The organism is Aurantimonas sp. (genome assembly GCF_964217435.1).
Taxonomy (GTDB): Bacteria; Pseudomonadota; Alphaproteobacteria; order Rhizobiales; family Rhizobiaceae; genus Aurantimonas; species Aurantimonas coralicida.
This window is the reverse complement of sequence record NZ_CAXPJM010000055.1, coordinates 273,026-299,956: the sequence shown is the minus strand read 5'-3', so window position 1 is coordinate 299,956 and position 26,931 is coordinate 273,026. Positions and strand designations below refer to the sequence as shown.

General features: G+C 67.8%; 24 protein-coding genes. 13 read left to right on the top strand and 11 right to left on the bottom strand.

What is annotated here, in order from left to right; all coding sequences use genetic code 11:
* Positions 1 to 86 precede the first annotated feature (86 nt).
* The 6 genes from ACEQX1_RS20730 (at position 87) to rnhA (ending at position 4,851) form a co-directional block, all read left to right on the top strand.
* A complete protein-coding gene (locus ACEQX1_RS20730; RefSeq protein WP_370193325.1) occupies positions 87 to 962 on the top strand; it encodes a cytochrome c oxidase subunit 3 in 876 nt (291 codons plus the stop codon).
* 118 nt (positions 963 to 1,080) lie between these two features.
* Positions 1,081 to 1,470, top strand: a complete 390-nt coding sequence (locus ACEQX1_RS20725) for a DUF983 domain-containing protein (RefSeq protein WP_370193326.1) — start codon at positions 1,081 to 1,083, stop codon at positions 1,468 to 1,470.
* Complete coding sequence (locus ACEQX1_RS20720; RefSeq protein WP_370193327.1) at positions 1,460 to 2,260, top strand: SURF1 family protein; 801 nt, start codon at positions 1,460 to 1,462, stop codon at positions 2,258 to 2,260. Before ACEQX1_RS20725 ends, ACEQX1_RS20720 begins: the two co-directional genes overlap by 11 nt.
* A gap of 184 nt (positions 2,261 to 2,444) precedes the next feature.
* Positions 2,445 to 3,410: a 4-hydroxy-3-methylbut-2-enyl diphosphate reductase gene (ispH, locus tag ACEQX1_RS20715; protein ID WP_370193334.1), complete on the top strand. Its 966-nt coding sequence runs from the start codon at positions 2,445 to 2,447 to the stop codon at positions 3,408 to 3,410.
* 2 nt (positions 3,411 to 3,412) lie between these two features.
* Positions 3,413 to 4,393, top strand: coding sequence for a homoserine kinase (locus ACEQX1_RS20710; protein WP_277021435.1), 981 nt, complete (start codon positions 3,413 to 3,415; stop codon positions 4,391 to 4,393).
* Entirely contained in the window at positions 4,390 to 4,851 is a 462-nt protein-coding gene (gene rnhA / locus ACEQX1_RS20705) for a ribonuclease HI (protein ID WP_230784858.1), read from the top strand. Before ACEQX1_RS20710 ends, rnhA begins: the two co-directional genes overlap by 4 nt.
* A 63-nt stretch (positions 4,852 to 4,914) precedes the next feature.
* On the opposite strand, the gene ACEQX1_RS20700 is transcribed toward rnhA, so the two are convergent.
* Positions 4,915 to 5,400, bottom strand: coding sequence for a peroxiredoxin (locus ACEQX1_RS20700; protein WP_024349997.1), 486 nt, complete (start codon positions 5,398 to 5,400; stop codon positions 4,915 to 4,917).
* A 79-nt stretch (positions 5,401 to 5,479) separates the two neighbouring features.
* Positions 5,480 to 6,301 carry a protein-disulfide reductase DsbD domain-containing protein gene (locus ACEQX1_RS20695; protein ID WP_370193328.1) on the bottom strand — a complete coding sequence of 274 codons (822 nt, stop codon included), beginning with the start codon at positions 6,299 to 6,301 and terminating at the stop codon, positions 5,480 to 5,482.
* A gap of 190 nt (positions 6,302 to 6,491) precedes the next feature.
* Between ACEQX1_RS20695 and ACEQX1_RS20690 the strand changes: the two genes are divergently transcribed.
* A complete protein-coding gene (locus ACEQX1_RS20690; protein WP_187391307.1) occupies positions 6,492 to 7,100 on the top strand; it encodes a YqgE/AlgH family protein in 609 nt (202 codons plus the stop codon).
* Positions 7,101 to 7,127: 27 nt separating this feature from the next.
* On the opposite strand, the gene ACEQX1_RS20685 is transcribed toward ACEQX1_RS20690, so the two are convergent.
* From ACEQX1_RS20685 to thrC, 4 genes are all read right to left on the bottom strand, one after another.
* On the bottom strand, positions 7,128 to 10,016 hold the full coding sequence (locus ACEQX1_RS20685) for an EAL domain-containing protein (protein WP_370197608.1): 2,889 nt from the start codon (positions 10,014 to 10,016) through the stop codon (positions 7,128 to 7,130).
* A 94-nt stretch (positions 10,017 to 10,110) separates the two neighbouring features.
* Positions 10,111 to 10,734: a GNAT family N-acetyltransferase gene (locus tag ACEQX1_RS20680; RefSeq protein ID WP_188075814.1), complete on the bottom strand. Its 624-nt coding sequence runs from the start codon at positions 10,732 to 10,734 to the stop codon at positions 10,111 to 10,113.
* 7 nt (positions 10,735 to 10,741) lie between these two features.
* Positions 10,742 to 12,058: a M16 family metallopeptidase gene (locus ACEQX1_RS20675; protein ID WP_370197600.1), complete on the bottom strand. Its 1,317-nt coding sequence runs from the start codon at positions 12,056 to 12,058 to the stop codon at positions 10,742 to 10,744.
* A complete protein-coding gene (gene thrC, locus ACEQX1_RS20670) occupies positions 12,055 to 13,464 on the bottom strand; it encodes a threonine synthase (protein WP_370197598.1) in 1,410 nt (469 codons plus the stop codon). Before thrC ends, ACEQX1_RS20675 begins: the two co-directional genes overlap by 4 nt.
* 161 nt (positions 13,465 to 13,625) lie before the next feature.
* On the opposite strand from thrC, the gene ACEQX1_RS20665 reads away from it, so the two are divergent.
* On the top strand, positions 13,626 to 14,282 hold the full coding sequence (locus tag ACEQX1_RS20665; protein ID WP_370193331.1) for a hypothetical protein: 657 nt from the start codon (positions 13,626 to 13,628) through the stop codon (positions 14,280 to 14,282).
* A gap of 12 nt (positions 14,283 to 14,294) precedes the next feature.
* Here ACEQX1_RS20665 and ACEQX1_RS20660 read toward each other — a convergent pair whose 3' ends face one another.
* Entirely contained in the window at positions 14,295 to 14,981 is a 687-nt protein-coding gene (locus ACEQX1_RS20660; protein WP_188075810.1) for an HAD family phosphatase, read from the bottom strand.
* A 200-nt stretch (positions 14,982 to 15,181) separates the two neighbouring features.
* Between ACEQX1_RS20660 and ACEQX1_RS20655 the strand changes: the two genes are divergently transcribed.
* On the top strand, positions 15,182 to 16,321 hold the full coding sequence (locus ACEQX1_RS20655; RefSeq protein ID WP_024350006.1) for a site-specific DNA-methyltransferase: 1,140 nt from the start codon (positions 15,182 to 15,184) through the stop codon (positions 16,319 to 16,321).
* A 33-nt stretch (positions 16,322 to 16,354) separates the two neighbouring features.
* Here ACEQX1_RS20655 and ACEQX1_RS20650 read toward each other — a convergent pair whose 3' ends face one another.
* Together ACEQX1_RS20650 and mutY are read right to left on the bottom strand one after the other, a co-directional pair.
* Entirely contained in the window at positions 16,355 to 16,981 is a 627-nt protein-coding gene (locus tag ACEQX1_RS20650) for an HAD family hydrolase (protein WP_370197596.1), read from the bottom strand.
* The gene (mutY, locus tag ACEQX1_RS20645; RefSeq protein ID WP_370195174.1) at positions 16,978 to 18,084 is read right to left on the bottom strand and encodes an A/G-specific adenine glycosylase; all 1,107 of its coding nucleotides are present in this window, start codon (positions 18,082 to 18,084) and stop codon (positions 16,978 to 16,980) included. Before mutY ends, ACEQX1_RS20650 begins: the two co-directional genes overlap by 4 nt.
* A 251-nt stretch (positions 18,085 to 18,335) precedes the next feature.
* Between mutY and ACEQX1_RS20640 the strand changes: the two genes are divergently transcribed.
* The 3 genes from ACEQX1_RS20640 to ppdK all read left to right on the top strand — a co-directional run bounded on the left by ACEQX1_RS20640 (position 18,336) and on the right by ppdK (position 22,707).
* Entirely contained in the window at positions 18,336 to 18,854 is a 519-nt protein-coding gene (locus ACEQX1_RS20640; RefSeq protein WP_024350009.1) for a DUF721 domain-containing protein, read from the top strand.
* 123 nt (positions 18,855 to 18,977) lie between these two features.
* Positions 18,978 to 19,751: a DsbA family protein gene (locus ACEQX1_RS20635; RefSeq protein WP_187391298.1), complete on the top strand. Its 774-nt coding sequence runs from the start codon at positions 18,978 to 18,980 to the stop codon at positions 19,749 to 19,751.
* Between the two features lie 292 nt (positions 19,752 to 20,043).
* Entirely contained in the window at positions 20,044 to 22,707 is a 2,664-nt protein-coding gene (gene ppdK / locus ACEQX1_RS20630; protein WP_370195172.1) for a pyruvate, phosphate dikinase, read from the top strand.
* On the opposite strand, the gene ACEQX1_RS20625 is transcribed toward ppdK, so the two are convergent.
* Both ACEQX1_RS20625 and ACEQX1_RS20620 read right to left on the bottom strand, forming a co-directional pair.
* Positions 22,704 to 24,497 (bottom strand): SLC13 family permease, encoded by a 1,794-nt coding sequence (locus ACEQX1_RS20625; protein ID WP_370197594.1) that lies wholly within the window; start codon positions 24,495 to 24,497, stop codon positions 22,704 to 22,706. The two genes, ppdK and ACEQX1_RS20625, sit on opposite strands and share 4 nt — an antisense overlap.
* A gap of 183 nt (positions 24,498 to 24,680) precedes the next feature.
* Positions 24,681 to 25,085 (bottom strand): hypothetical protein, encoded by a 405-nt coding sequence (locus ACEQX1_RS20620; RefSeq protein WP_024350013.1) that lies wholly within the window; start codon positions 25,083 to 25,085, stop codon positions 24,681 to 24,683.
* Positions 25,086 to 25,243: 158 nt separating this feature from the next.
* Between ACEQX1_RS20620 and ACEQX1_RS20615 the strand changes: the two genes are divergently transcribed.
* Positions 25,244 to 26,872 carry a fatty-acid--CoA ligase gene (locus ACEQX1_RS20615; RefSeq protein WP_370197592.1) on the top strand — a complete coding sequence of 543 codons (1,629 nt, stop codon included), beginning with the start codon at positions 25,244 to 25,246 and terminating at the stop codon, positions 26,870 to 26,872.
* The last annotated feature ends 59 nt before the right edge of the window (positions 26,873 to 26,931 follow it).

The following is a 26,931-nucleotide window of genomic DNA, read 5'->3' as shown; positions in this document are numbered from 1 at the left end:
TCGAAAACACCAATCAGATGCTGGAGTTGCCGAGCGAGTTTCGCTAAGCAGACCGCAGGGCATTCAGAAGAGACCGGGGACCCGCGATGGCCGACACGCACGCCAAGCATGACTATCACATCATCGATCCGAGCCCGTGGCCGTTCCTAGCCTCGGCCGGGGCCTTCATCATGATGATCGGTCTCGTCGGTTTCATGCGCTATGCGGCGGGCGGCCAGTTCGTCATGTTCGGCGTCGATCTCGCCGGCCCGTGGATCTTCTATCTCGGCCTCGCGCTCGTTCTCTACGTCATGTATGCGTGGTGGTCTGACACCATCAAGGAAGGTCAGGAAGGCGCCCATACCCGCGTCGTCTCGCTGCACCTGCGCTACGGCATGATCATGTTCATCGCCTCGGAGGTGATGTTCTTCGTGGCGTGGTTCTGGGCCTTCTTCGACGCCAGCCTGTTCCCGAACGAGGCGATCCAGGCGGCCCGCACCGAGGTGCTGGGCGGTCAGTGGCCGCCGCAGGGCATCGAGGTTCTCGACCCGCTGCATCTGCCGCTGTTCAACACGGTCACGCTGCTCCTGTCGGGCACGACCGTGACCTGGGCGCACCATGCGCTGCTGCACGACGACCGCAAGGGCCTGATCTGGGGCCTCACGCTCACCGTGGTGCTCGGCGTGATCTTCTCCTACGTCCAGTATTACGAATACGCCCACGCGCCCTTCGCCTTCGGCGGCTCGATCTACGGCTCGACCTTCTACATGGCGACCGGCTTCCACGGCTTCCACGTCCTGGTCGGCACCATCTTCCTGGCGGTCTGCCTGCTGCGCGCCATGAAAGGCCAGTTCACCCCGCAGAAGCATTTCGGCTTCGAGGCGGCGGCCTGGTACTGGCACTTCGTCGACGTCGTCTGGCTGTTCCTCTTCTTCTGCATCTATATCTGGGGCAGCTGGGGCGCCGCGATCCACGTCGAATAGGCGGCGGACAAACGGAAATTGCGAGGGCGGCGCAGCGATGTGCCGCCTTCTTCGTTTCAGGACCATGCGCGCCGCGGGCTGCACAACGGATCCCGGCCAGCCATGACGGAGTGAGCATTTGAGCGACAGAGGCGGACGCCCCGAGAGAGCAGCCGACCCGGTGAAGGCCGGTGTCCTCGGTCGCTGCCCGCGCTGCGGCGAGGGCAAGCTGTTCGCCGGCTTCCTGACGGTGGCGCCGCGCTGCGCGAACTGCGACCTCGACTACGGCTTCATCGATTCGGGCGACGGCCCCGCGGTCTTCGTGATCCTCATCGTCGGTTTCATCGTCGTCGGCATGGCCCTGTGGGTGGAGGTCGCCTTCGATCCGCCGCTCTGGGTGCATTTCCTCCTGTGGCTGCCGCTGATCCTCGGGCTGGCCCTGCCGCTTCTGCGCGCGTTGAAGGGCCTGATGATCGCCATGCAGTATCGCCACAACGCGTCGGAAGGCCGGCTTCGCGATGACGTCTGATTCCGCTTCGTCCATCGGCGCAGGCGGCGCCGGATACGTTCCCCGGCGCATGTCGCGGGGCAAGTTCTGGTTTGCGCTCGGCGCCTGCCTCGTCGGGATCGTGATCCTGCTCGGGCTGGGCTCGTGGCAGGTCGAGAGGATGCAGTGGAAGCAGGCGATGCTGGAGCGCATCGACGCCCGCATCCATGCCGAGCCGATTGATCTGGCCGCCCTGCGCGCCCGCTTCGCGGACACCGGCGACGTGGACTACACGCCGGTGACCGTCACCGGGCGGTTCCTGCATGAGGGCGAGCGCTTCATGCTCACGACCTTCGAGGGCAAGCCCGGCTGGAACGTCTTCACGCCGCTGCTCACCGATGCCGACGCCGTCGTCTTCGTCAATCGCGGCTACGTGCCCTACGAGATGCGTGATCCGGCCAGCCGAGCCGAGGGGCAAAGCGAGGGCGTCGTGTCCGTCACCGGGCTTGCCCGCGACGCGCCGCGCGAGACGCCTGGCTATTTCGTGCCGGACAACGAGCCGGGCAACGACACCTTCTTCTGGCGCGACATCGACGCCATGGCCGGGGGGCTGGCGCTGGATGCCGGCGTCACGGTGCTGCCGTTCTTCGTCGATGCCGGGCGGGCCGGGACGCCGGGTGGCGGACCCGTCGGCGGCACGACCGTCATCGACATCCCGAACAATCACCTGCAATACGCCATCACCTGGTACGGGCTGGCGCTGGTGCTGATCGTCATGACCGGGATGCTGATCGTCGGCGACCGCCGCGCCGCGAGACGCGAAGCCCGCTGAGCCACGCCGCGCCGGCAGCGTCCTTCGCGGTCCAACGTCTGCGTGCCGCAATGCTGCGCCACAAGCGCCGCGAGGCTTGACACCCATGCGTCGCATCCCTTCATTCGGCGCGACATTCGCCCTGCCGAACAGCCCGGAGCTCTTCTTGTCCGCAACAGCCACCAAACCGAAGCTGACGATCCGCATGTGCGAGCCGCGCGGCTTCTGCGCCGGCGTCGACCGGGCCATCCAGATCGTCGTGCTGGCGCTGAAGAAATACGGCGCGCCGGTCTATGTGCGGCACGAGATCGTCCACAATCGCTATGTCGTGGAAGGCCTGCGCAGCAAGGGCGCGGTCTTCGTCGAGGAACTGGATTCGGTCCCTGATGACGGCCAGCCAGTGGTGTTCTCGGCCCATGGCGTGCCGAAATCGGTGCCGGCCGCCGCCGAAGCCCGCGACCTGCTCTATCTCGACGCCACCTGTCCGCTGGTCTCCAAGGTCCACAAGCAGGCCATGCGCCACACGCGGCTCGGCCGTCACGTGCTGCTGATCGGCCATCGCGGCCATCCGGAGGTCATCGGCACGATGGGGCAATTGCCCGAGGGCAGCGTCACGCTGATCGAGACCGAGGCCGACGCGGCCGCCTATGTGCCGGCCGATCCGGAGGCGCTGGGCTTCGTGACCCAGACCACCCTCTCGGTCGGCGACACCGCGGGGATCATCGCGGTGTTGCAGGCGCGTTTCCCGCAGATGCAGGCGCCCTCGTCGGAATCGATCTGCTACGCCACGACCAACCGCCAGGACGCAGTGAAGGCGGCAGCTCCCGGCGCCGACCTGTTTCTCATCGTCGGCGCGCCGAACTCGTCGAACTCGCTCCGCCTCGTCGAGGTCGCCGAGCGCTCCGGCGCGATGCAGGGCGCGCTGGTGGAGGGGCCGCAGGACCTGCCCTGGGACTGCGTGAAGCCCGGCGGGGTGGTGGCGATGTCGGCCGGAGCCTCGGCGCCGGAGATCCTCGTCGACGCCATCGTCGATTCCTTCCGCGAGCGCTACGAGGTGACCATCGAGCTCGTGCGCACGGCGGAGGAGAACGAGAACTTCCCGGTGATGCGCAGCCTGCGCCAGACGCCGCTGACGCCCGTCGACATGGCCTTCGTCAACGGGCAGGGCTGACCATGGCTGTCTATACGGACGTCTCCGAGCCGCAGCTCGCCGATTTCATCGGCGCCTACGACATCGGCGAACTGCTGAGCTACAAGGGCATCGCCGAGGGGGTGGAGAATTCCAACTTCCTGCTGCGCACCACAGCGGGCACCTACATACTCACGCTGTACGAGAAGCGGGTGAACCGGTCGGACCTGCCGTTCTTCGTCGGGCTGATGGAGCATCTGGCCGAGCGCGGCCTGTCCTGTCCGCTGCCGGTCCACACGCGCGCCGGCGAGTCGCTCGGCGAATTGTCGGGCCGCCCGGCGGCGATCTTCACCTTTCTCGAAGGCATGTGGACCCGCCGTCCTGCGCCCCAGCACTGCCGCGCCGTCGGCGCAGCGCTGGCCGGCATGCACGGCAAGGCCGCCGACTTCCCGCTGCACCGTCGCAACGGCCTTGCCGTGGTCGACTGGCGGCCGCTGTTCGAGAGCTGCGGCGACCGGGTCGACGGCATCGAGGCGGGACTTGCCGCCGAGATCGGCGCGGAGCTCGATTTCGTCGAGGCGAACTGGCCGGCCGATCTGCCGAAGGGCGTCATCCACGCCGATCTCTTCCCCGACAACGTCTTCTTCCTGTCGGGCGAATTGTCCGGCCTGATCGACTTCTATTTCGCCTGCAACGACCTTCTCGCCTACGATCTGGCGATCGCCGTCTGCGCCTGGTGCTTCGAGCAGGACGGCAGCTTCAACATCACCAAGGGCCGGGCGCTGATCGGCGGCTATGCCAGCGTGCGGCCGCTGAGCGCGGCGGAGCTGGCGGCGCTGCCGGTGCTGTGCCGGGGCGCGGCGCTGCGCTTCCTGCTGACCCGGCTCTATGACTGGCTGACCGTGCCCGACGATTCCTTCGTGACCAAGAAGGACCCGATGGAATATCTCGGCAAGCTGCGCTTCCACCGGTCGGTGAAGAGCGTCTCGGACTATGGCTATGACGACGAGCGGGTGACGGCATGAGCGCCGAGGGACGGGTCGAGATCCACACCGACGGTGCCTGTTCTGGCAATCCGGGACCCGGCGGCTGGGGCGCGATCCTGCGCTTCAACGGCAACGAGAAGGAACTGAAGGGCGGCGAGGAGCACACCACCAACAACCGGATGGAGCTGCTCGCGGTGATCCAGGCGCTGACGGCCCTGAAGCGGTCCTGCGCCGTCGATATCTATTCCGACTCGCAATATATGCGCGACGGCATCACCAAGTGGATCCACGGCTGGAAGCGCAATGGCTGGAAGACCGCCGACAAGAAGCCGGTGAAGAACGCCGAGCTCTGGCAGAAGCTGGAGGAGGAGAAGGGGCGCCACGACGTCACCTTCCACTGGGTGAAAGGCCATGCCGGCGACGAGATGAACGAGCGCGCCGACCAGCTTGCCCGCGACGGCATGGAGCCGTTCAAGCGCCGCAAGCGCAGCGCATAGGCGCGAAGTCGAAAGTCCGCGCCCGTCCCCGCAGCACTGGCCGCGGGGACGGAATTATCCGGATCAGAGCTGCTCGAGAACGGCCTCGGCGGTCGAGCGCTCGGCCTGGCCCGGCGATTCCTCGACGTTCAGCGACTTCACGACGCCGTCCTCGACGATCATCGAATAGCGCTTGGAGCGCAGGCCGAGACCGGCGACCGAGAGGTCGATGTCGAGGCCGAGGGCCTTGGTGAACTCGCCATTGCCGTCGGACAGGAACAGGATCTTGCCGGCCGCGTCGTTGGCCTTCTCCCAGGCGCCCATGACGAAGATGTCGTTGACCGCGACGACGGCGATGGTGTCGACGCCCTTGGCGCGGATCTCGTCATTGTGGGTCAGGAAGCCCGGCAGGTGATTCATCGAGCAGGTCGGCGTGAAGGCGCCGGGCACGGCGAACAGCACGACCTTCTTGCCGGCGAAGATCTCGTCGGTGGACAGGTCTGCCGGACCGTCGGAGGTCTTGGTCTTCAGTGTCGCGTTCGGAAGCTTGTCGCCGATACCGATGGTCATCTGGTCGTTCCCTTCGTGAAATGCGTGGCGTTACGGCCCGGCGCCATATGAGGCGAGGTGGAGGGCTTTGTCGAGCCGTTCAGCCGGGCGTGTCGGTGGTGACGGGTACCGCATCGGCGGCAAAGTCGCCGCGCGCGCCGGTGACCACCATGTCGAGCGTTGCCGGCCCGTCCGTCGCACCGCGCGGGCGCCCGACGACGGGCACGCGGAATTCGAGACTGTCGCCATTGCGCTCCGGCGTTGCGGGCTCGTCGAAATACCAGCCGTCCGGCCCGCGCACGAAGAGATCGGTGCCCTGCGCGTCGAGCGTCGTTTCCACGGCGACGGTCAGCACGTCGCCGCCGGCGGGCAGAACGGCCGAACTGATCCGTCCGAGCGGGCCGTCGCGGGCGGGCAGGGCGGCGAAGGTCGCCGCGACGGTCTCGGTTGCCGCCGCATCGCCGGTATCGGCCGCAAGCTCCGCCTGCACCGGAATGCAGATATCCTGGCACACGCCGATGGCGAGGCTGGCGGTCACCGTGTCGAGCGTGGTGCCGGGCTGCGGGGTCAGCGCGTAGCCGATGGCGACGGCGTTCTCGTAGCCATTGGCGCGGGCGATGCCCTCGCCGAAACGCAGCGGCGCCGGAAATTTCAGATCGGCGGCCGCCAGATTGTCCGTGGCCGTGAAGTCGATGTGCGGCGGGATGCCCGAGGCGCCCGGATCGAGCCAGTAGGTGTGCCAGCCCGGCGCGAGATCGACCAGCAGCGCGCCGCGAACGGTGCCGTCCGGCGCAGCTTCGCCCGCAACGAGCCGCAGCGTCACCTGCTCACTGGCATAGGTCGATGCCGGCCCTGCCTCGGCCGCTGCCGCTCCCATCGCCATCGCGGCGATGGGAGCGGCGATCCGCGCAATCCATCTCATCTGCGGTGTCCTCTGCCCTGAAACGATCTGCGGCGCATGGCCAGCCTGCCCTCGTGGTTAGCGCGGGCAAGGGCCGCTGGCCATTCAACAAGCCGCGACGCGGCCGGCAAATCGGGCCGCGCCGCGCGCTCTGGTTTTGACATCGCCGCGATGCCATCTATCGTGAAAGCCCCGCAAGCATCTGGATGCCATGGATCTCGAAACCGAAATCGGCAGAAATTCGACGGACTCTTCCCTGGAAGGGCATTTCCTCATCGCCATGCCGGGCATGGGCGACGAGCGCTTCGCGCGCGCCGTGATCTATGTCTGCGCCCATTCGCCGAGCGGCGCGATGGGCTTCATCATCAACAAGCCGCAGCCGGTCGGCTTCGGCGAACTCCTGACCCAGCTCGGCATTGTCGCCAGCGAGCGCGATATCCGGATGCCCAGATCGGGGCAGGAGATCTGCGTCTGCATGGGCGGGCCGGTCGAGAAGGGGCGGGGCTTCGTCCTGCATTCGGACGACTATGATTCCGAATCCACCGTGGCCGTGGCCGACAACATCTCGCTGACCCCGACCATCGACATCCTCAAGGCGATCTCGAAGGGCGTCGGGCCGACGACGGCGATCATGGCGCTCGGCTATGCCGGCTGGTCGCCGGGCCAGCTCGAGAGCGAGATCGCGGCCAATGGCTGGCTGACCTGCAAGGCCGATCTCGACATCGTCTTCGACGTCGAACTGGACAGCAAATACGACCGTGCGCTGGGCCTGCTGGGCATCGAGCCGGCGTTCCTGGCCAGCGAGGCCGGCCACGCCTGAGCCGGCCACGCCTGAGCCGGGCGCGCCCTAGCTGGCGCGCTTCAGGCCGACCGCCCGGTCGTCGAGGATCTTGCGCACCTGATCGGAGCCGAGCGGTGGCGAGAACTTGAAGCTCTGGGCGAACTCGCAGCCGAGCTGGCGCAGCTGCATGACGTCGGCATCGCTCTCGATCCCCTCCGCCACGACCTTCAGTCCCAGGTCGTGGGCCATGGTGACGATCGAATGCAGGATGATCGGCCGCTGCGGCTGGCTGTTGTTCTTCAGGAAGGACTGGTCGATCTTCAGCGTGTCGAAGGGAAAGCCCATCAGATAGGCGAGCGACGAATAGCCGGTGCCGAAATCGTCCAGCGACAGGCCGACGCCGAGCGCCTTCAGGCGGGTCAGGAGCTGGGCCGAACGCTCCGGATTGTCCATCACCAGCGATTCCGTCAGCTCCAGCTTGAGGCTGTTCGGCGAGATCCGGTAGCGCTCGATGACGGTCTTCACGTCGCCGATGAGATCCTGGCGGATGAGCTGGCGGCTGGAGATGTTGACCGAGACGAACAGGTTCTCGTCGCCGGTCATGCGCTGCCAGTCGCCGAGCCGGCGGCAGGCCTCCTCCAGCGCGAACTGGCCGAGCTGGACGATCAGGCCGGTGCTTTCCGCGATCGGCACGAATTCCGCCGGCGAGATCGCGCCGCGCCGTGGATGCTCCCAGCGCAACAGCGCCTCGAAGCCGGCGATGTCTTCGGTCTCCAGCGTGACGATGGGCTGGAAGGCGAGGGACAGCTCGTTGCGCTCGAAGGCGCGGCGCAGATCCGATTCCAGTTCCAGGCGGCCATAGCCGACGCTGCGATAGGCGGGCCGGAACGGCTCGATGCTGTCGCCGCCATTGCGCTTGGCCTGGTACATGGCCAGCTCGGCTTCCTTGAGCGCCTCGTCCGAGGTCGAGGCATCGGTCCAGCCGGTGAGACCGATCGAACCGGTCAGGACGATCTCGCGATTGGCAAACGCGATCGGCGCCTTGATGGCGTTGCGCAGGCCCTCGGCGAAATCGGCCACCGCGGTGACCTCGGTCTCCGACAGGAGGATCAGGCCGAACTGGTCGCTGCCGAGCCGGGCCAGCGAATCCTGCGGCTTCAGGAGGCGCTTCAGCCGGCGTCCGATGGTCAGGAGGATGGTGTCCCCGGTGGCGATGCCGAAATCGTCGTTGACCTGTTTGAAGCGGTCGAGGTCGATGACGATGATCGTCGGCTGCACGTCGGACCGCGTCATGGCGAGGACGCCGATGGCTTCCAGCCGGTCACGGAACAATTCGCGGTTCGGCAGGCCGGTCAGCTGGTCGTGCAGCGCATCGTGCAGCAGCCGTTCCTCGGCCTTCTTGGCATCGGTGACGTCCTTGAGCGTGCCGACGCAGCGCACCACCTCGCCGTCGCTGCCGAGTACCGGGCGGGCGCGCAGCGAGACCCAGTGATAATGGCCGTCCTCGTCGCGCAGGCGGAAATCCTGGATGATGCGGCCGCGGCGATGTTCGAGGATGGTGTCGAGCGTGACCTTGAAGCGGTCGCGGTCGTCCGGATGCAGGACCGGCAGCCAGTCGCGCGCCGGCCCGTTCATGGTGCCGACCGGCATGCCGGCCAGGGTGTCGCCGTCGGCGCCGGCGAAGATGCGGTCGCGGCTGACGTCCCAGTCGAAGATCGCGTCGCCGGTGCCGGCGAGCGCCAGCGAGCGGCGCTCCAGGTCCGACAGGAGCCCCTGAGCGAAGCCGCCGCCGGCAAAGGCGTGCTGCATGACGGTGAAGCCGATCAGGAGGACGATGAGCACCAGCCCGCCGCCCAGCGCCGGCTGGATGATGTCGTTGTCGATGCGGCCGGTCACGGTGGACCAGCCGGCGAACACCCACAGGATGACGAGGCACCAGGTGGGGATCAGCATGATCGCCCGGTCGGAGCGCTGCACGGCGAGCGTGCCGATGATGCCGAGGCCGAGGGCGGCCGTGGCGGCCAGCGAGATGCGGGCGATGCCCGAGGCGACGACCGGGTCGAAGGCGGCGACGACGCCGACCGTGCCCAGCGCCGCCAGCCACATGATGGTGAAGATCGACAGCACGCCGTGCCAGCGATTGAGGTTGAGATAGGCGAAGAGGAACAGGACGAGGGTGAAGGCGAGCGACACTTCGGTGCCGGCTCGCCAGACCCGTTCCTGCCCGGGCAGGATCGGCACCAGTTTCTGCCAGAAGTCGAAGTCGATGCAGATATAGGCCAGCACCGCCCAGGCCAGCGACGCGGTGGCGGGGAACATCGCCGATCCCTTGACGACGAACAGGATGGTCAGGAACACCGCCAGAAGGCCGGCAATGCCGAGGACGATGCCACGATAGAGCGTGAAGGCGTTGACCGTGTCCTTGTAGGCGTTCGGCTCCCACAGCCGCAGATCCGGCAGGTTCGGCGACGCCAGTTCGGCGACGAAGGTGACGATCGCGCCGGGATCGAGGGTCACCAGGAAGACGTCGGCATCGGTGCTCGGCTGGCGCTCCAGCGCAAAGCCCTGGCTGGGCGTGATCGAGGCGATGCGCTGGGAGCCGAGATCGGGCCAGACGACGCCGGAGCCCACCAGCCGGAAATGCGGGGCGACGACGAGCCGGTCGATCTGCTTGTCGGTGTTGTTGGCGAGCGCGAAGACCGCCCAGTCGCCGGAGGCCTGCGCCGACTGCGCCTCGATCTCGATGCGGCGCACGATGCCGTCGGCGCCGGGGACGGTCGCAACCTGGAAGGCGCGGCCCTTGCCGCGATAGACGTCGACCGCGGGCAGCATGTCGATGGCGGTGTCGCCGCGCGAGATGCTGACGGCTTCGAGCGCCAGGGACGGCGACGCCGAGACGACGAGCGCAACGAGGACGAAGGCCAGCGACAGGATCCACCGCGCGGCCAGACCGATCGGCCCGACGCCGCTTTTCCGATTGCTGATGGCTTTCGCCTTCACGTTGTGCCCCGACCTTGCATTCCGACTCACCCCCGCCCGCGCTTCGCGTTTATTGCACCACGGCCGCGCCCATGCGAGCCCTGGGCTGCGAAGACGACCATTCTTCGGCCAGAAGCGAATAGAGATAATGGTCTTCCCAGCGTCCGGCGATCTTCAGATAGCTTCGCAGATGACCCTCGCGGACGAAACCGCATTTCTCCAGAAGCCCGATGGAGCGCTTGTTGCGCGGCAGGCAGGCCGCCTCGATCCGGTGCAGGCGGTGCACGTCGAAGGCGAACAGCTTCATCTGCTCGACCGCCCGCGCCATCAGGCCGGCGCCGGCATGGCGCTCGCCCATCCAGTAGCCGAGCGTGCCCGACTGGGCGACGCCGCGGCGGATCTGGCTGAGCGTCGTGCCGCCATAGAGCGTGCGGCCGGAGGCGTCGAACAGGAAGAAGGTGTAGCTGACGCCGTCGCGCGCATCGTGTGCATAGCGGCGCAGGCGCTGGCGGTAGGCCTCCCAGGACAATTCGTCCGCGGCCCAGAGCGGCTCCCAGGGTTTCAGGAAGTTGCGGCTTTCGCCGCGCAGATCCCGCCACGCCGCATAGTCGCTGCGCCGGGGCATGCGCAGAAGGATGCCCTCGCCGTGCAGCGCGGGGACGGGCGGCCCGGCGAGATGCTCCAGGATCCTCATCGGCGGATCAGTGGCTGGTCGCGAGCCTCGCCTCGGCGCCGGACGACGCGCCGGCAAGCCGTTCGGCAAGGACGTCGCGGCTCGGCAGACGGGACACCGGACCGATGGCGGCGAGGGTGGGCACGGTGCCCACGAACGTACGCTCGGCAAGGTCGGCGAGCCGCGGCGCGGTGATCGCCTCGAGCCGCGTGATCAGCTCCTCATTGGTGATGGTCGCGCCGTTGAACAGCATCTGCCGGGCGATCTGGGCCGCGCGGGCGGCCGGGCTTTCCTGCGACATCAAGAGGCTGGCGCGCATCTGCGCCCGCGCCCGGTTGACTTCGGGCTCGGAGATGCCGGCCGCGGCCCGCGTCAGCTCGTCGGCGATCACCGGCGCCAGTTCCGCCAGCTCCTCCTCGCCGGTCGCGGCATGGATGCCGAAGATGCCGGAATCGGAGAAGCTCCAGTGAAAGGCGTAGATCGCGTAGCACAGGCCCCGGCGCTCGCGGATCTCCTGGAACAGGCGGGACGACATGCCGCCGCCGAGGATCAGCGACAGCACCTGCGAGGCGTAGAAGTCGCGGGCGTAATAGGCGCGGCCCTCGAAGCCGAGCACCATCTGCGCGTCCATCAGGTCGCGCTCCTGGCGGAACTCGCCGCCCGTATAGGACGCCGCCTGGCGCGGCGAGGATTCCAGCGGCAGCGGCGACACGGAAGCCGTTCCGCCGAAGGCCGCCTCGATCTGGTCGACGATGGCGCGGTGCGACACGGCGCCGGCCGCCGAGACGATCATCTTGTCGGGCGAATAGTGCCGGGCGAGATAGCCGCGCAGATCGTCGGGCGAAAAGGATTTCACCGTCTCGCGGGTGCCCAGGATCGGCCGTCCGATGATCTGCTTGTGAAAGGCGGCTTCCTGGAAATGATCGAAGACGATGTCGTCGGGCGTGTCTTCCGCCGCGCCGATCTCCTGCAGGATGACCTGCTGCTCGCGTTCCAGCTCCTGCTCGTCGAAGCGCGAATCGATCAGGATGTCGGTCAGGATGTCGAGCGCCAGCGGCACGTCGTTCTTGAGGACGCGAGCGTAGTAGGAGGTGGTCTCGACGCTGGTGGCGGCGTTCATCTCGCCGCCGACATCCTCGATCTCCTCGGCGATCTGCCGGGCGCTGCGCCGGCTCGTCCCCTTGAACGCCATGTGCTCCAGGAGATGGGCGATGCCATGCTCCCGGGGCGCCTCGTCGCGGGCGCCGGCCTTCACCCAGATGCCGAGACAGGCGCTCTCCAGATGCGGCATCGTCTCAGTCGCAATGGTCAGTCCGTTCGAAAGCTTGGTGACCTCGACGCTCATGCTTCGGCTCCCTGGTCGACGGCGCGCGTGCGCGCGAGGATGTAGGATTCCACGGCGCCGATCTCGTTCGGCAGGCGATCCATGGTCTCGCGCTTCTGCATCAGGTCGCCGTGGCTGGGCGGCAATGCGGGGGTGATCTGGACGGCCTTCTCGATCGCGTCGGGGAACTTCGCCGGATGGGCGGTGCCGAGCGTGATCATCGCCTCGCGGCCGAGCCGGCTTTCCGCCACGCCGACGCCGACGGCGGTGTGCGGATCGAGGAGATAGGCCGTGCCGGTGAGGGTGCGGCGGATGATGTCGGCGGTCGCGGCCTGGTCCGTCGCGCCGGCATCGAACTCGGCCCGGATCGCGGCCAGAACCGCCTCGGGCAGGGGGAAGCTGCCCGACTGGGCGAGCTGCTGCATCAGGCCGCGCACCATGTCGCCGTCGCGCCCGCTCGCCTCGAAGATCAGCCGCTCGAAATTCGACGACACCTGGATGTCCATCGAGGGCGAGGTGGTGGCGTGGACGCCGGTGGTCTCGTAGCGGCCGCGATCGAGGGTGCGCACGAGGATGTCGTTCTCGTTGGTGGCGATCACCAGCCGCTCGACCGGCAGGCCCATGCGCTTTGCGGCGTAGCCGGCGAAGATGTCGCCGAAATTGCCGGTCGGCACGGTGAAGGAGACGGCCCGCTCGGGCGCGCCGAGGCTGGCGGCGGCGGTGAAGTAATAGACGATCTGGGCCATGATCCGGCCCCAGTTGATCGAGTTCACGCCCGACAGCGCCGCCTTCTGGCGGAAGGAGGCGTGATTGAACATCGCCTTCACCAGCGCCTGGCAGTCGTCGAAGGTGCCGTCGACGGCCACCGCGTGGACGTTGTCCGCCCCCGAGGTCGTCATCTGGCGCTGCTGCACCGGCGAGACGCGGCCATGCGGGAACAGGATGAACATGTCGGTGCGCTGGCTCGCGGCGAAGGCCGCGATGGCGGCGCCGCCGGTGTCGCCCGAGGTGGCGCCGACGATGGTGGCGCGGCGGCCGCGCTGGGCGAGCACATGGTCCATCAGCCGGGCGATGAGCTGCATCGCCACGTCCTTGAAGGCCAGGGTCGGGCCGTGGAAGAGCTCCAGCACGAAATGCGACGGGCCGAGCTGGACGAGGGGCGCGACGGCCGGATGCGGGAAGGTCGCATAGGCCTCGTCGACCATGCGCTTCAGATCGTCCGGGGCGATGTCCTCGCCGACGTAGGGCAGGAGGATCTCGAAGGCGACTTCGGCATAGGGCCGGCCGGCGAATCCGCGGATCGTTTCCGCCGAGATCTGCGGCCAGGTCTCCGGGAGATACAGCCCGCCGTCATTCGCGAGACCTGCCAGAAGTGTGTCGGCAAAACCGAGGACAGGAGCCTCTCCCCGCGAACTCACATATCTCACTTCGTCTCCACTTCGCTTCGGACCGGGATCGCTCCCGGCATTCTGTTCGGCCGCGAGCGCACCGTGTGCCGGTCGGCGCTCCGCCATGTTCCGCTGTCGGTCGCCTAACCGACGGGCGGCTGATATAGAACGGCGCGCCACGATAACGGAAGGACCGAGCGATGCATATGGTAGTGCCCCCCATAGCGACCAATGGTGAACGCAACGCCATCGACGAGGGCATTTCCGTGCAGGGTCCCGGCACCGCGATCAGCCGCCGTCTTCCCGCGCTGCGCCGGCTGGCCGGTGGCCTCGCCCTCGGCGGTGCGCTGGCGCTGCTCGCCGCCTGCAATTCCACCACCCCCAAGGCCGATCTCGGCGATGCCGGGGCACTTAGCATTCCGCCGTCCTCGGTCACCGCATCGAGCCAGTTCGACCAGGGCGGCGAGGCCCGCTACTGCCCGAAGGTGACGCTTCGCGAAGGCACCGCGATCCTGCGCAAGACCATCGGCTCCGAGGTCGACTACGTCGCCAACATCGCCGAGACGACCCGCGACTGCCGCATCGTCGACGGCAAGCTCCTGATGAAGATCGGCGTCCTCGGCCGCATCACCCCCGGGGCCGTGGCCCAGGACCGCAGCGTGCGCCTGCCGATCCGCGTCGCGGTTCTGCGCGGCAACGACGTGGTCTATTCCGAGCTCGGCCAGCAGACCGTCGCGATCACCCGCAATGGCGGCGCCCAGACCTTCACCTATGTCGACGAGTCGGTGCTCATCGACCCGGCGCCGACCGCCGGCATCGTGATCTTCGCCGGCTTCGACGAGGGCGCGCCGGAATAGCGCGCCAAGCGTTCAGGCGTCCTGCCAGCTGACAAAGGCGTCGACGACGGCGGGAAAGTCCGCAAGCCGGCTGATCACCGTCTCGGCGCCCGCCTCGGTCAGGGCGTCGGCATGGCCCGGAAAGCTGTGGCCGGCGCCGGTGAAGCCGACGACGCGGCAGCCCGCGGCGACGGCCGCGGTCACCCCATGGACCGAATCCTCGATGACGATGGCGGCCTGCGGCGCCACGCCGAACTGCTCGCAGGCATGGACGAACACGTCCGGCGCCGGCTTGACCTTCTGCGTGCCGACCTCGGGCGCGCTGAAGACATGCGGGAAGAAATAGTCCCACAGCCCGACATGCTCGAGCTCCAGCTCGAGACGCTGCGACGACGAGTTCGAGCAGATGCAGCGCGGCAGGGTGAGTTGATCCAGCGCCATGCGGGCGCCGGCGATCTCCTCCACGTCGGATTCCAGCCGCCGGTCCACCTCGGCATTGACGCGGGTGACGAGATCCTCGGGGAAGCTGCGGCCCAGTTCGTCCGACAGGCGCTTCAGGATCATCGGCCAGGTCAGCCCGGCAAAGCGGATGGCGAGTTCGCCGGCATCGATCTCGACACCGTGCTCGGCGAGGATCTCGGCCTGCACCTGCGCGGCGATTACCTCCGAATCGACGAGGACACCGTCGCAGTCGAAGATCACGAGCAGGGGTTCGGACATGGGGGGCTCCGAAGAAAGTTTTTGGCGAAGGGGCGACGGCGCGAAGGCCGACTGCGTCGAAGGTTGCGCGGGGCGCAGATGGTGCGAGGGGTCCGGTAGCACGAGCACGAGGTCGCGACAAAGGCAGGATTTCACCGATTGTTTACGTCGTTCGGTAACCATGACGCCGGTTCAATGTCCTGCGTAGTCCGGTGGTGAAGATGGCTTACAAGCGTTCCGCGTCCCTCAAGGTGGTTAATTGCGAAGCGGAAAAACCCGCCTGGCTGGACCGGATCCACAAGGGGCACTGCGTGTCGCAGATGGCCGCGCTGCCCGAGAATTCGGTCGACGTGATCTTCGCCGACCCGCCCTACAATCTGCAGCTCGGCGGCGACCTGCACCGGCCCGACCAGTCCAAGGTCGACGCGGTGGACGATCACTGGGACCAGTTCGAGAGCTTCCAGGCCTATGACGCCTTCACCCGCGCCTGGCTCCTGGCCGCGCGCCGGGTGCTCAAGCCGAATGGCACGATCTGGGTGATTGGCTCGTATCACAACATCTTCCGCGTCGGCGCGATGATGCAGGATCTGGGCTTCTGGATGCTGAACGACGTCGTGTGGCGCAAGACCAACCCGATGCCGAACTTCCGCGGCCGCCGGTTCCAGAACGCCCACGAGACGATGATCTGGGCGTCGCGCGACGCCAATGCCAAGGGCTACACCTTCAATTACGACGCCATGAAGTCGGCCAATGACGACGTGCAGATGCGCTCCGACTGGCTGTTCCCGATCTGCTCGGGCGGCGAGCGGCTGAAGGATGCCGAGGGTCGCAAGACGCATCCGACCCAGAAGCCGGAAGCGCTGCTCGCCCGCGTGCTCCTGTCCTCGACCAAGCCCGGCGACGTGGTGCTCGACCCGTTCTTCGGCACCGGCACGACCGGCGCCGTCGCCAAGCGTCTCGGCCGCCATTATGTCGGCATCGAGCGCGAAGACGTCTATATCGAGGCGGCCGAAGCCCGCATCGCCGCGGTGGAAGCGCTCGACCCGACGGTGCTCAAGGTCTCGGCCGGCAAGCGTGCCGAGCCGCGCATTCCCTTCGCCAGCCTCCTGGAAGCCGGCCTGGTGAAGCCGGGCACCGAGCTGACCGACGCCAAGCGCCGCTGGACGGCGCGGGTGCGGGCCGACGGCACCATCGCCATCGGCGAGGACGCCGCCTCGATCCACCGCATCGGCGCCAAGGTGCAGGGGCTCGACGCCTGCAATGGCTGGACCTTCTGGCACATCGATTCCAAGAAGGGCCTGACCCCGATCGACACCCTGCGCCAGACCATGCGCGAACAGATGGCCGTCGAGGCGGTCTGACCGCCTTCGGACCTCTGTTTCACGTCTGACGTTTCAGGGCCTGCCGGCCGCTTCGACCGGCAGGCCTTCTGCTGCCAGATCCCGGGCAAGCTGGTCCGGGTCGATGAAGTGGATGGCGCTCCAGCCGGCGGCGCGGGCGGCGTCGACATTCGCGCGATTGTCGTCGATGAACAGGGTGCGCTCCGGCGCCAGATCGAAGCTGCGGGCGTGATGGTCGTAGATCGCCGGGTCCGGCTTGATCAGGCGGATATCGCCGGACACGGTGACCCCGCGGGTCGCCGTCAGGAACGGGAACTTCGCCTGCGCCTCGCGAAACGTGTCGGAGGCGAAATTGGTCAGCAGCGTGACGTCGACGCCGGCGTCGATCAGCGCATGGAGCAACGTCACGCTGCCCTCATAGGCATGCGGCACCATGCGGTGCCAGTTGCGGCGGAAGGCGCGGATTTCCTCGGCCATCTGGGGATGGCGGGAGATCGCCTCGGCCTCCGCATCCTCCCACGGCCGGCCGCGATCCTGCTCCAGGTTCCAGTCGTGCGAGCAGACCTCGTCGAGGAAGAACTGCCGGCGTTCGTCGGACGGAATGATGTCGCGGAAGGGGATGTGCGGGTCGTAATGGATCAGCACCTTGCCGATGTCGAAGACGACATGCTGGTGGGTCATCGGCTCTGTCTCCGTTTCGGTGTCTCGGCGGGTTCCGGCGGGCTGGCCTCTGCACGCACCAGCACCTTCTGCATCAGGGTTGGCAAGGCCTCGGCGCCGCGGGCCTCCGGCGGGCACCACCAGCCTTCGGCCGGCGGATCGCGGGTTAGCTCCGCGCGGTAGACCTCGAGTTCGAGCCGGAAATGGGTGAAACTGTGCGCCACCGTGCCGCAGAAGCGCCAGTCGGCCGCAAATGGCGCGGCATCGGCGCCGGTCGCGCCGTCGGCCTTGGCATGCCAGCCCGTGCCCGGCGGCTCGCTCATGCCCTGCAGCATGCCGGGCGCCTCGCGCCGGCGCAGCCAGACCGCGCCGTCCGCTGGCCGCGTCGCGACGAAGGCCGCGCCCTTGCGCTCCGGAACCGCCGCCTTCGGCTTCTTCACCGGAAAGTCTTCCGCACGCCCCTCGGCGCTGGCGCGGCACATGGGACGCACGGGGCAGACCATGCAGCTCGGCCGCTTCGGCGTGCAGATCGTCGCGCCGAGATCCATCATCGCCTGGGCGAAGTCGCCGGGCCGGCGCTGCGGGGTCAGCTCCGCGGTGCGCAGCCGGATGTCCTTGCGGGCCTGGGGCAGGGGCGTGTCGATGCAAAACAGCCGGGTGACGACCCGCTCGACATTGCCGTCCACGACGGCCGCCGGCTCGTCGAAGGCGATCGCGGCGATCGCGGCGGAGGTATAGTCGCCGATGCCCGGCAGGGTCCGCAACGTAGCGGCCGTCTGGGGAAAGACGCCGCCGAACTCCTCGCTGACGCGGATCGCGCAGGCATGCAGATTGCGGGCGCGGGCGTAATAGCCAAGGCCGGCCCATTCGCCGAGAACCGCCGGCTGCGGCGCGGCGGCGAGATCGGCGACATGCGGCCAGCGCGTCGTGAACTTGGCGAAATACGCCTTCACCGCCGCCACCGTCGTCTGCTGCAGCATGATCTCCGACAGCCAGACACGGTAGGGCTCCGGCCGGATGCCCCGCGCCCTGTCCTGCGGCGACACGCGCCAGGGCAGCACCCGCGCATGGCGGTCGTACCAGGCAAGGAGATGATCCGCGAACGGACGGAGATCGGAGGGCATGGGCAGGAGACGCTCTGTCTTGATGGCGGGCCGGAAGATCGGCGGGGCTCGTTGCGGGCCGCGCTCTGCGCGATGTAACGGCCCGGCGCGGCGAATGCGAGCCGGCCGTCTGTCGCAAGCAGGAGGCTGGCCGCTCTCGCGACGTCTGCACCGTTTCGTGCTATCCGTGCGGCCGCTGGGTCCGGTGCCGGCAACATGCCCTGTTGCCGCGTGTCGGACAGCCGCAGACATCGATCCGGAAAGGTCGTCCCGTGACATCGCCCTATGACCCGCGCGCCAGGCGCCGCACCGGCACCCCGCAGCCGGTCGCCGATCTCGTCGGCGGCCTGATGGACCCGATCCTGCGCCGCAAGGCCGGCATGACCACCGGGCTGGTCGCCGCCTGGGGCGAGATCACCGGGCCGGGCCTGCGCGATCTGACCCGGCCGGAAAAGCTGGTCTGGCCGGCCCGGCGCGACGAGGGCGACCCTTTCGAGCCGGCGACGCTGGTCATCGCCTGCGAGGCGGCGGCGGCGCTGCGCCTGCAGCACCAGACCGGCGAATTGCTGGCGCGGGTCAACGCCTTCTTCGGCTTTGCCGCCGTGGCGCGGATCAAGATCGTTCAAAAAGCCGTCAACCAGCACCGGCCGGACCGCAAGCCGAAGCTGCGCGATCTCGCCCCCGTCGAGCATCAGCGCGTCGCCGAGATGGTCGCCCGGATCGAGGATCCCCGGCTGCAGAAGGCGTTGCGCGACTTCGCCGAGACCACCCTGCGCCGCTCCAAGGGCTGAACATCGCGCAGTTCGGCGACCGCAGCCCGGCGGCCAGCCGCGACCCGCAGGCATTGGAAATGCCGCATTTCTCCCGTACATCCCGGTGAGAACGCGTTTCTCTTTGCAAGCGAGGCTCCATCGATGACTCATCCGCTGACCGCCCGTACCCGCCTGGCGAAGGCGCCCCGAATTGCCGCCTTCCTCGCCGGAGCCGGGCTGCTCGCGATCGCCGGCTGCACGGACGAGGCGGAGAGCACCGCGGCCAGCGCCGTTCTGCCCAATTCGGATGCCGTGCTGATGGCCCAGGCCGACACCGCGCCGGCAACGCCCGCGACGCCGGCCGTCGAGGCGCCCGAATCCAGCGGTTCGGTGGATGTCGCCGATCTGATGGCCGAGGGCCCGCTGCCCGACGTGGTGATCGGCGATGCCGATGCGCCGGTGACGATCGTCGAATATGCGTCGATGACCTGCAGCCACTGCGCCGACTTCCACGAGAATTCCTATCCGCAGATCAAGACGGACTTCCTGGACACCGGCAAGGCCAAGCTGATCATCCGCGAATTCCCCTTCGATCCGCGCGCGCTTGCCGGCTTCATGCTGGCCCGTTGCACCGGCGACGACGCCAAGCGCACGGCGATGATCGATGTCCTGTTCAGCCAGCAGGACGACTGGGCCCGCGCCGACAACGCCTCGGCCGCGCTTTTGAAGATCGCCAAGCTCGCCGGCATGAGCCAGGACGAGTTCACCAGTTGCCTGAACGACAAGGAGATGCAGGAGAAGATCGTCGAGATCCAGCAGAAGGGTCAGAACGAATTCGGCGTCAACGCGACCCCGACCTTCTTCATCAATGGCGACAAGTTCTCCGGCGCGCTCAGCGCCGAGCAGATGGCCGCCGCCATCCGCGCCCGCATGTAGGTCCTGAACCGTCCAGCCTCGCTGGACCCCCGCCTGACCGGCCCGCCGCGGCATCCCTGCCGCGGCGGGCTTTTTTGCGTCGCAGCAATTGGCGGGGCATTGGATTTCTTCTAGACATGAAGGAAGGTTCGCGGGAGGGGTGCGAACCGGCGGGATTGCCGCTCCCGCCTTGCGGCGCGCGTTGGCGGGACGGACGTCGTCTCCCGGCAGGCGCAGACGCCGCGCCGACCAGAAAAATGACGCGGTCCGCAAAGGACCCGTCGAGCTCGAGGGGGACGGTCGACCGCATTCGATGCCCAAACGGATCTTCACATTCCGGCGCGGAGCGGCCGACCGCACGGCCGACGCCTCCGAGGCCCTGGGGCTGAAGGGCGCCAATCTGGCGCTGCTGGCGTCGCTGGACGTGCCGGTGCCGCCGGGCTTCACCCTCGCCACCTCGGTCTGGCGCGAGGTGCAGAGCGGCGGCGATGGCCTGCCGCAGGAACTGCGCGCCGATCTGCGTATGGCGATCGAATGGCTCGAGGGCGTCACCGGTCGCGGCTTCGACGGCGACACGCGACCGCTGCTGCTGGCCGTGCGCACCAGCGCCCGCGCCCAGATGCCGGGCCTGGCCGAATCGGTGCTCGATGTCGGCCTCAACGATCGCACGGTGGATATTCTCGCGGCCGAGCTGGATGACCCGGCCTTCGCCTATCGCAGCTATCGTCGCTTCATCGAAAGCTACGCCCATCTCGTGCTGGCGGTCGATCCGGCCGAGTTCGAGGACATCGCCGACGCGGAAGCCGCCGAGGCGGGCTGGACCGAGGAGCCGGGCGACCGGGCCGGCTGGCGCGCGCTGATCGCGCGCTACCAGACCTATCTCGACGCCGAGATCGGCGCCGTCGTGCCGCAGACCCCGCTCGAACAGCTCTCCGCCGTCATCGAGGCGGCCTATGCGACCTGGCGCAGCCCGTTGGCGACCTCGCACCGGCTGATCCAGGGCATCCCGGAGAATGCCGGCCTGGCGATCACCGCCCATGCGATGATCTTCAACGAGCATGACCACAATTCCGGTACCGGCCGGGCCGTCTCCCGCGACCTGACCACCGGCGAATCCCGCCTGTCGGGCGAATTCGGGCTGGTGGCGCCGCGGGCGCGCGAGATCGGCGAGAAGCCGCCGGTGCTGGATCTGGGAACCCTGTCGGATGGCGACGCGGCCCGCTTTCCCGCCGATCTCGCCGAGCTGACCGAGCATGTGCGCCGCATCGAGGCGCATGTCGGCGATGTCGTCGAGGTCGACTTCATGGTCGGCGACGGCGAACTCTTCCTGATGCAGTCGCGGGTGGCGCGTCGCACGGCGGGGGAGGCGATCCGCATCGCCGTGCAGTTCGTCGACGAAGGGCTGATCGACGAGGCCGAGGCGATCCTGCGCATCGATCCGAATTCGCTCGACGAATTGCTGCATCCGACCTTCGAGCGAACGGCCGACCTGGTCGTCCTGGGCCGCGGCATGCCCGCCTCGCCGGGCGCGGCGACCGGCGAGATCGTCTTCACATCCGAGCGCGCCCAGGAACTGGCCAACGAGGAACGGCCGGTCATCCTCGTGCGCAACGAGACCTATCCGGAAGACATCCACGGCATGCATGTGGCCGAGGGCGTGCTGACCATCCGTGGCGGCACCACCAGCCACGCGGCGGTCGTTGCCCGCGGCATCGGCCGGCCATGCGTGACCGGCGCCGGCGCGCTGCGCATCAATGCCGGCACGGCCACGCTGCATGCCGCCGGCAAGGTGCTGCGCGAGGGCGACACCATCACCATCGACGGCACCTCCGGCGAGGTGATCGAGGGGGCCGTGCCGTTGTTGCGGCCGGCGCTCACCGGCGATTTCGCCATGCTGATGGACTATGCGGACCGGGCCCGCCGCATGCGGGTCAGGGCCAATACCGAGACCCCGATCGAGGCCCGCTCGGCGCGCGCCTTCGGGGCCGAGGGGATCGGGCTCTGCCGCACCGAGCATATGTTCTTCGAGGGCGACCGGGTACGTTCGATGCGCGAGATGATCCTCGCCTCCGACGAGACCGGCCGGCGCGCGGCGCTGGAAAAGCTGCTGCCAATCCAGCGCTCCGACTTCACCGAACTGTTCGAGATCATGGCCGGCCTGCCGGTGACGATCCGCCTGCTCGACCCGCCGCTGCACGAATTCCTCCCCCAGAGCGACGGCGAGATCGCCGAGACGGCCGCGATGCTGGGCGTCGACGAATCCGTCGTCCGCCAGCGCATCGCCGCCCTGCAGGAGTTCAATCCGATGCTCGGCCATCGCGGCTGCCGGCTGGCGATCTCCTATCCGGAGATCGTCGAGACCCAGGCGCGGGCGATCTTCGAGGCGGCCATCGAGGCGGGCGAGAAGGCCGGCGAGGCGGTGGTGCCGGAAATCATGGTGCCGCTGGTCAGCCTGCGCAAGGAACTCGACTTCGTGAAGGGGCGTATCGACAAGGTCGCGGCCCTGGTCATGGACGAGCGCGGCTGCGAGATCACCTATTCGGTCGGCACGATGATCGAGCTGCCCCGCGCCATCGTGCGCGCCGACACCATTGCGGAGATCGCCGACTTCTTCTCTTTCGGCACCAACGATCTGACCCAGACGGTCTACGGTATCTCGCGCGACGACGCCGGCAATTTCCTGTCGACCTATGTCCGCCAGGGCATCATCGAGCGCGATCCGTTCCAGACCATCGACGTCGAGGGCGTCGGCGAACTGATCGCGCTGGCCGTGGAGAAGGCGCGGCGCACCCGGCCGGACATCTCGCTGGGCGTCTGCGGCGAGCAGGGCGGCGATCCGGCCTCCATCGCCTTCTTCGAGCAGACCGGGCTCGACTACGTCTCCTGTTCGCCCTTCCGCGTGCCGATCGCGCGGCTCGCCGCGGCCCAGGCGACCATCCGCGACGAGCGCTCGCGGCGCGGCCGGGCCCGCCGCTAGACGCCGTAGTAGAAGTAGATCGCCACGCAGGTGACGAAGCCGACGATGACGTTCATCGGCACGCCGATCTTCACGAAATCGGTGAAGCGGTAGTTTCCGGCCGCATAGACCAGCGTGTTGGTCTGGTAGCCGATCGGCGTGGCGAAGGACGCCGAAGCGCTGAACATCACCGCCACCACCGCCGCGCGCGGGTCCATGCCCAGCGACGTCGCCAGGCTGATCGCCACCGGCGTGACGACGACGGCGACCGCGTTGTTGGTGACGATCTCGGTGAGGATGGACGAGATCGCGTAGATGATCAGCAGCACCAGGAAGGGCGAGGCGCCCTGCAGCAGCGGCTCGACCAGCTCGACCAGAAGCTCGACCGCGCCGGCGTTCTGCATGCCGAGGCCGATCGCCAGCATGGCGAAGATCAGGATCAGGATGTCGCCGTGGATCGAGCGCCAAGCCTCGTCGGCATCCAGCACCCGGACCAGCAGCAGCGTCGCGATGGCGACGAAGGCGAGGATCTGGATGCTGGCAATGCCCATGGCGGCGAGCACCACGACCGCCAGCAGCGCGCCGATGGCCAGCGGCGCCTTGCGTCGGCGATAAGGCCGCGCCTCGCTGAGATCGACGCCGATCAGGTCGTTGGATTCGGCGATGCGGGCGATCGCGTCGGGCCGGCCTTCCAGAAGCAGCCGGTCGGCCGGGCGCAGCTTGGTGTCGTGCAGCGAGGGGCCGGGCACGTGGCGATGGCGCTGCACGCCGAGAATGTGCACGCCCGAACCGGAGATATCGACGAGCTCGGAAATCTTGCGGCCGATGCCACGGCGATGCGGCGCGACGGTCGCCTCGACGACAACCCGTTCCTCATCGCCGGCCGCCGCGGCAGAGACCCGCGCGACGCGGAAATTCTCGTTGGAATGCAGGGTCAGCAATTCCTCGGGCGAGGCGAAGAGAATCACCCGATCGGCCTTCTGGATCACCACCTCGGCGATCCCCTTGCGAATGGTCTCCGAACCGCGCCGGATCGCCACCGGACGGATGCCCCGCGCCGAGAAGGACGCCGATTCGCTCAGGGTCTTGCCGATGGTGCTGGCGCCCTCGCGCACGACGATCTCGGTGAAATACATGTCGGCATCGGAGCCGCCGAGAACGTCTTCGGCGGAGGTGCGGTCGGGCAGCAGCCTGGGGCCGACGAACAGAAGGTAGAGGATGCCGGTGATCGCGGTCACGATGCCGATCGGGGTGATCTCGAAGATCGAGAAGGCTTCCAGCCCCTGACCGCGCGCGACGCCGTCGACCAGGAGGTTTGTCGAGGTGCCGATCAGCGAGCAGGTGCCGCCGAGAATGGTCATGAAGGACAGCGGGATCAGCAGCTTCGTCGAGCCGACGCCCATCTTTCGCGCCAGCTCGGTCATGATCGGGATGAAGACGATGACCACCGGCGTGTTGTTCATGAAGGCGGAGGCGACGAGGACGCCGATGCCCATGATCGCCAGGGTGATGCGCGGCCGCTTTTCGGCGCTGGTGACCAGCCAGCCGGCCGCCCCCTCGAGGGTGCCGGTGCGCACCAGCGCGCCGGACAGGACGAACATCGCGGCGATGGTGATCGGCGCCGGGTTCTGGAAGACCGAGGTGAACTCGTCGTCCTTGATGTAGCCGAGGACGAGGAAGGACACGGCCCCGCCCGTGGCGATGACCTCCGGCGGATAGAGTTCGAGCGCGAACGCCACGAAGACCAATGCGACGATCGCAAGGGCGATGAATGCGGAATAATCCGTCAGGAAGGCGTCCATGTAACCCATGCAATATTGGTTCAGGAACGCTGATCTGCAGGAGCCCGAGGCTTTTGCAAGGGGGGCGTATGATCAGTCCGACGATATACCGATCACGCGCTCATCCTGGCCTGCGCAAAGCCCGCCAATGATCGGCCCCGGCCCGCCCGAAACGCCGCGGCGCGACACCGCGGCCGCCGCCGGAGCGCCGGGTCAGGCCGTGCCTTCGGGCCTGACCGAGCCGAAGGGCAGGTCGTCGCGGATGCGGGTCAGGACGCCGACGAAGGCACGGGCAAATCCGCGCAGGCGCTCGTCCACCTCGTCGTCGTCCGGGACCCGGATCTCGGTGCCCTCGTCGTTGAGGACTGCGAAGGCGATGCGGTCGCGGTTCTGGCTTTCGACCCGCACCGCGGCGATGCGCGAGACATTGTCGAGCGTCCCGTCAGCCGGCATGTCGAACAGGAATTCCCCGCCGACGCTGCCGGCGGCCGCGCGCACGCAGTCGGCGAAGTCGATCTCGGTCAGGTCCTGCATGTCGAGCGCCAGCTCGAACTCCACGGCGCTGAAGCTGTCGCCGTCGACGTCCGGCACTGCGACGGTCTGTTCTGCAATCTGCATGGCACCACCACTCAATCCGTTCGTCCCTTGCCCCGATCGTCGGGCCGGGAAACGGCTGAACTATGGCAAGCGCTGCCTGCAGACGCTGGACATCCGGCTTGCCTTTACCGAGATTGGCGCGCGGGCCCATGTTTCGGTCCGGAGTCAGGGAGGACGGAATGCAGGGTTTGATGCAGCAGTGGCCGCTGCTTTGTTCGAAGGTGATCGACCACGCCGCGACCTATCATCCGCTACGCGAGGTGGTGAGCCGCTCGGTCGAAGGGCCGATGCATCGGACCAATTACCGCGAGGTGCGGGCCCGCGCCATGAAGCTGGCGCAGCGGCTCGACCGCGAGGGGATCAAGCTCGGCGACCGCGTCGCGACGCTGGCCTGGAACACCTGGCGCCATCTGGAATGCTGGTACGGCATCGTCGGCATCGGTGCGATCTACCACACGCTGAATCCGCGGCTGTTCCCCGAGCAGATCGCCTGGATCATGAACGATGCCGAAGACCGCATCATCTTCGCCGACGTCACCTTCATGCCGATCCTCGAGGCCATCGCGCCGAATGTGCCGAGCCTCGAGAAGATCGTCGTCCTGACCGACGCCGCGAACATGCCCGAGACCAAGCTCGCCAATGTCGTCGCCTATGAGGAGTGGCTCGCCGAGGCCGACGGCGACTTCGCCTGGAAGGAGTTCGACGAGAACACCGCCGCGGGCATGTGCTACACCTCCGGCACGACGGGCAATCCGAAGGGCGTTCTCTACTCCCATCGCTCCAACCTGCTGCATTCGATGATCGCCCAGCAGCCCGACGCCATGGGCCTGTCGTCGCGCGACCGGGTGCTGCCGATCGTGCCGCTGTTCCACGCCAATGGCTGGGGTCTCGCCTTCTCCTGCCCGATGGCCGGCGCCGCGATGATCATGCCGGGCGCCAAGATGGACGGCGCGTCGGTCTATGAGATCCTGACCACCGAGAAGGTGACCTTCAGCGCCGCCGTGCCGACGGTCTGGCTGATGCTGCTGCAGCATCTGGAGAAGGTCGGCGGCGAACTGCCGGACCTCAAGAAGGTCGTCATCGGCGGGTCGGCCTGTCCGCGCGCCGTGACCCAGAAGTTCCAGGAAGTCTACGGCGTGCAGGTCATCCACGCCTGGGGCATGACCGAGATGAGCCCGCTCGGCTCGCTCTGCACCATCAAGCCGGAATATCAGGACCTGACCGGCGACGCGCTGCTCGACATCGAGGAGAAGCAGGGGCATCCGCCCTTCGCCGTCGAGATGAAGGTCACCGACGACGAGAATGTCGAGCGGCCCTGGGACGGCAAGACCTTCGGCCGCCTCAAGGTGCGCGGCCCGGCGGTCGCCTCGTCGTACTACAAGGGCACCGGCGCGGAGGCCTTCGACGAGGACGGCTGGTTCGACACGGGCGACGTCGCCCATATGGACCAGCACGGCTACATGCAGATCACCGACCGCGCCAAGGACGTCATCAAGTCCGGCGGCGAATGGATCTCGACCATCGACCTGGAAAACCTCGCGGTCGGCCATCCGGACGTCGCCGAGGCCGCGGTGATCGGCCTCGCCCATCCCAAATGGGACGAGCGCCCGCTTATGGTCATCGTGCGCAAGGAAGGCCGCAGTGTCTCGCGGGAGGACATTCTCGCCTATCTGGAAGGCAAGATCGCCAAATGGTGGATGCCCGACGACGTCGCCTTCGTGGACGAGATCCCGCATACGGCGACCGGCAAGATCCAGAAGATGACGCTGCGCGACCAGTTCCGCGACTATCGCCTGCCGACCATCTGATCGGGTGAGAGCGGCCCGGGTGGTCTTTCTGCCGCCCGGGCTTTCCTCTATGTTCGCGG

Bases quoted from the DNA above. Each gene is read 5' to 3' on its own strand.
- ACEQX1_RS20730 (WP_370193325.1), top strand. From the start codon at position 87: ATGGCCGACACGCACGCCAAGCATGACTATCACATCATCGATCCGAGC.
- ACEQX1_RS20720 (WP_370193327.1), top strand. From the start codon at position 1,460: ATGACGTCTGATTCCGCTTCGTCCATCGGCGCAGGCGGCGCCGGATAC.
- ispH (WP_370193334.1), top strand. From the start codon at position 2,445: ATGTGCGAGCCGCGCGGCTTCTGCGCCGGCGTCGACCGGGCCATCCAG.
- ACEQX1_RS20710 (WP_277021435.1), top strand. From the start codon at position 3,413: ATGGCTGTCTATACGGACGTCTCCGAGCCGCAGCTCGCCGATTTCATC.
- rnhA (WP_230784858.1), top strand. From the start codon at position 4,390: ATGAGCGCCGAGGGACGGGTCGAGATCCACACCGACGGTGCCTGTTCT.
- ACEQX1_RS20700 (WP_024349997.1), bottom strand. From the start codon at position 5,400: ATGACCATCGGTATCGGCGACAAGCTTCCGAACGCGACACTGAAGACC.
- ACEQX1_RS20695 (WP_370193328.1), bottom strand. From the start codon at position 6,301: ATGAGATGGATTGCGCGGATCGCCGCTCCCATCGCCGCGATGGCGATG.
- ACEQX1_RS20690 (WP_187391307.1), top strand. From the start codon at position 6,492: ATGGATCTCGAAACCGAAATCGGCAGAAATTCGACGGACTCTTCCCTG.
- ACEQX1_RS20680 (WP_188075814.1), bottom strand. From the start codon at position 10,734: ATGAGGATCCTGGAGCATCTCGCCGGGCCGCCCGTCCCCGCGCTGCAC.
- ACEQX1_RS20675 (WP_370197600.1), bottom strand. From the start codon at position 12,058: ATGAGCGTCGAGGTCACCAAGCTTTCGAACGGACTGACCATTGCGACT.
- ACEQX1_RS20665 (WP_370193331.1), top strand. From the start codon at position 13,626: ATGCATATGGTAGTGCCCCCCATAGCGACCAATGGTGAACGCAACGCC.
- ACEQX1_RS20660 (WP_188075810.1), bottom strand. From the start codon at position 14,981: ATGTCCGAACCCCTGCTCGTGATCTTCGACTGCGACGGTGTCCTCGTC.
- ACEQX1_RS20655 (WP_024350006.1), top strand. From the start codon at position 15,182: ATGGCTTACAAGCGTTCCGCGTCCCTCAAGGTGGTTAATTGCGAAGCG.
- ACEQX1_RS20650 (WP_370197596.1), bottom strand. From the start codon at position 16,981: ATGACCCACCAGCATGTCGTCTTCGACATCGGCAAGGTGCTGATCCAT.
- mutY (WP_370195174.1), bottom strand. From the start codon at position 18,084: ATGCCCTCCGATCTCCGTCCGTTCGCGGATCATCTCCTTGCCTGGTAC.
- ACEQX1_RS20635 (WP_187391298.1), top strand. From the start codon at position 18,978: ATGACTCATCCGCTGACCGCCCGTACCCGCCTGGCGAAGGCGCCCCGA.
- ppdK (WP_370195172.1), top strand. From the start codon at position 20,044: ATGCCCAAACGGATCTTCACATTCCGGCGCGGAGCGGCCGACCGCACG.
- ACEQX1_RS20625 (WP_370197594.1), bottom strand. From the start codon at position 24,497: ATGGGTTACATGGACGCCTTCCTGACGGATTATTCCGCATTCATCGCC.
- ACEQX1_RS20620 (WP_024350013.1), bottom strand. From the start codon at position 25,085: ATGCAGATTGCAGAACAGACCGTCGCAGTGCCGGACGTCGACGGCGAC.
- ACEQX1_RS20615 (WP_370197592.1), top strand. From the start codon at position 25,244: ATGCAGGGTTTGATGCAGCAGTGGCCGCTGCTTTGTTCGAAGGTGATC.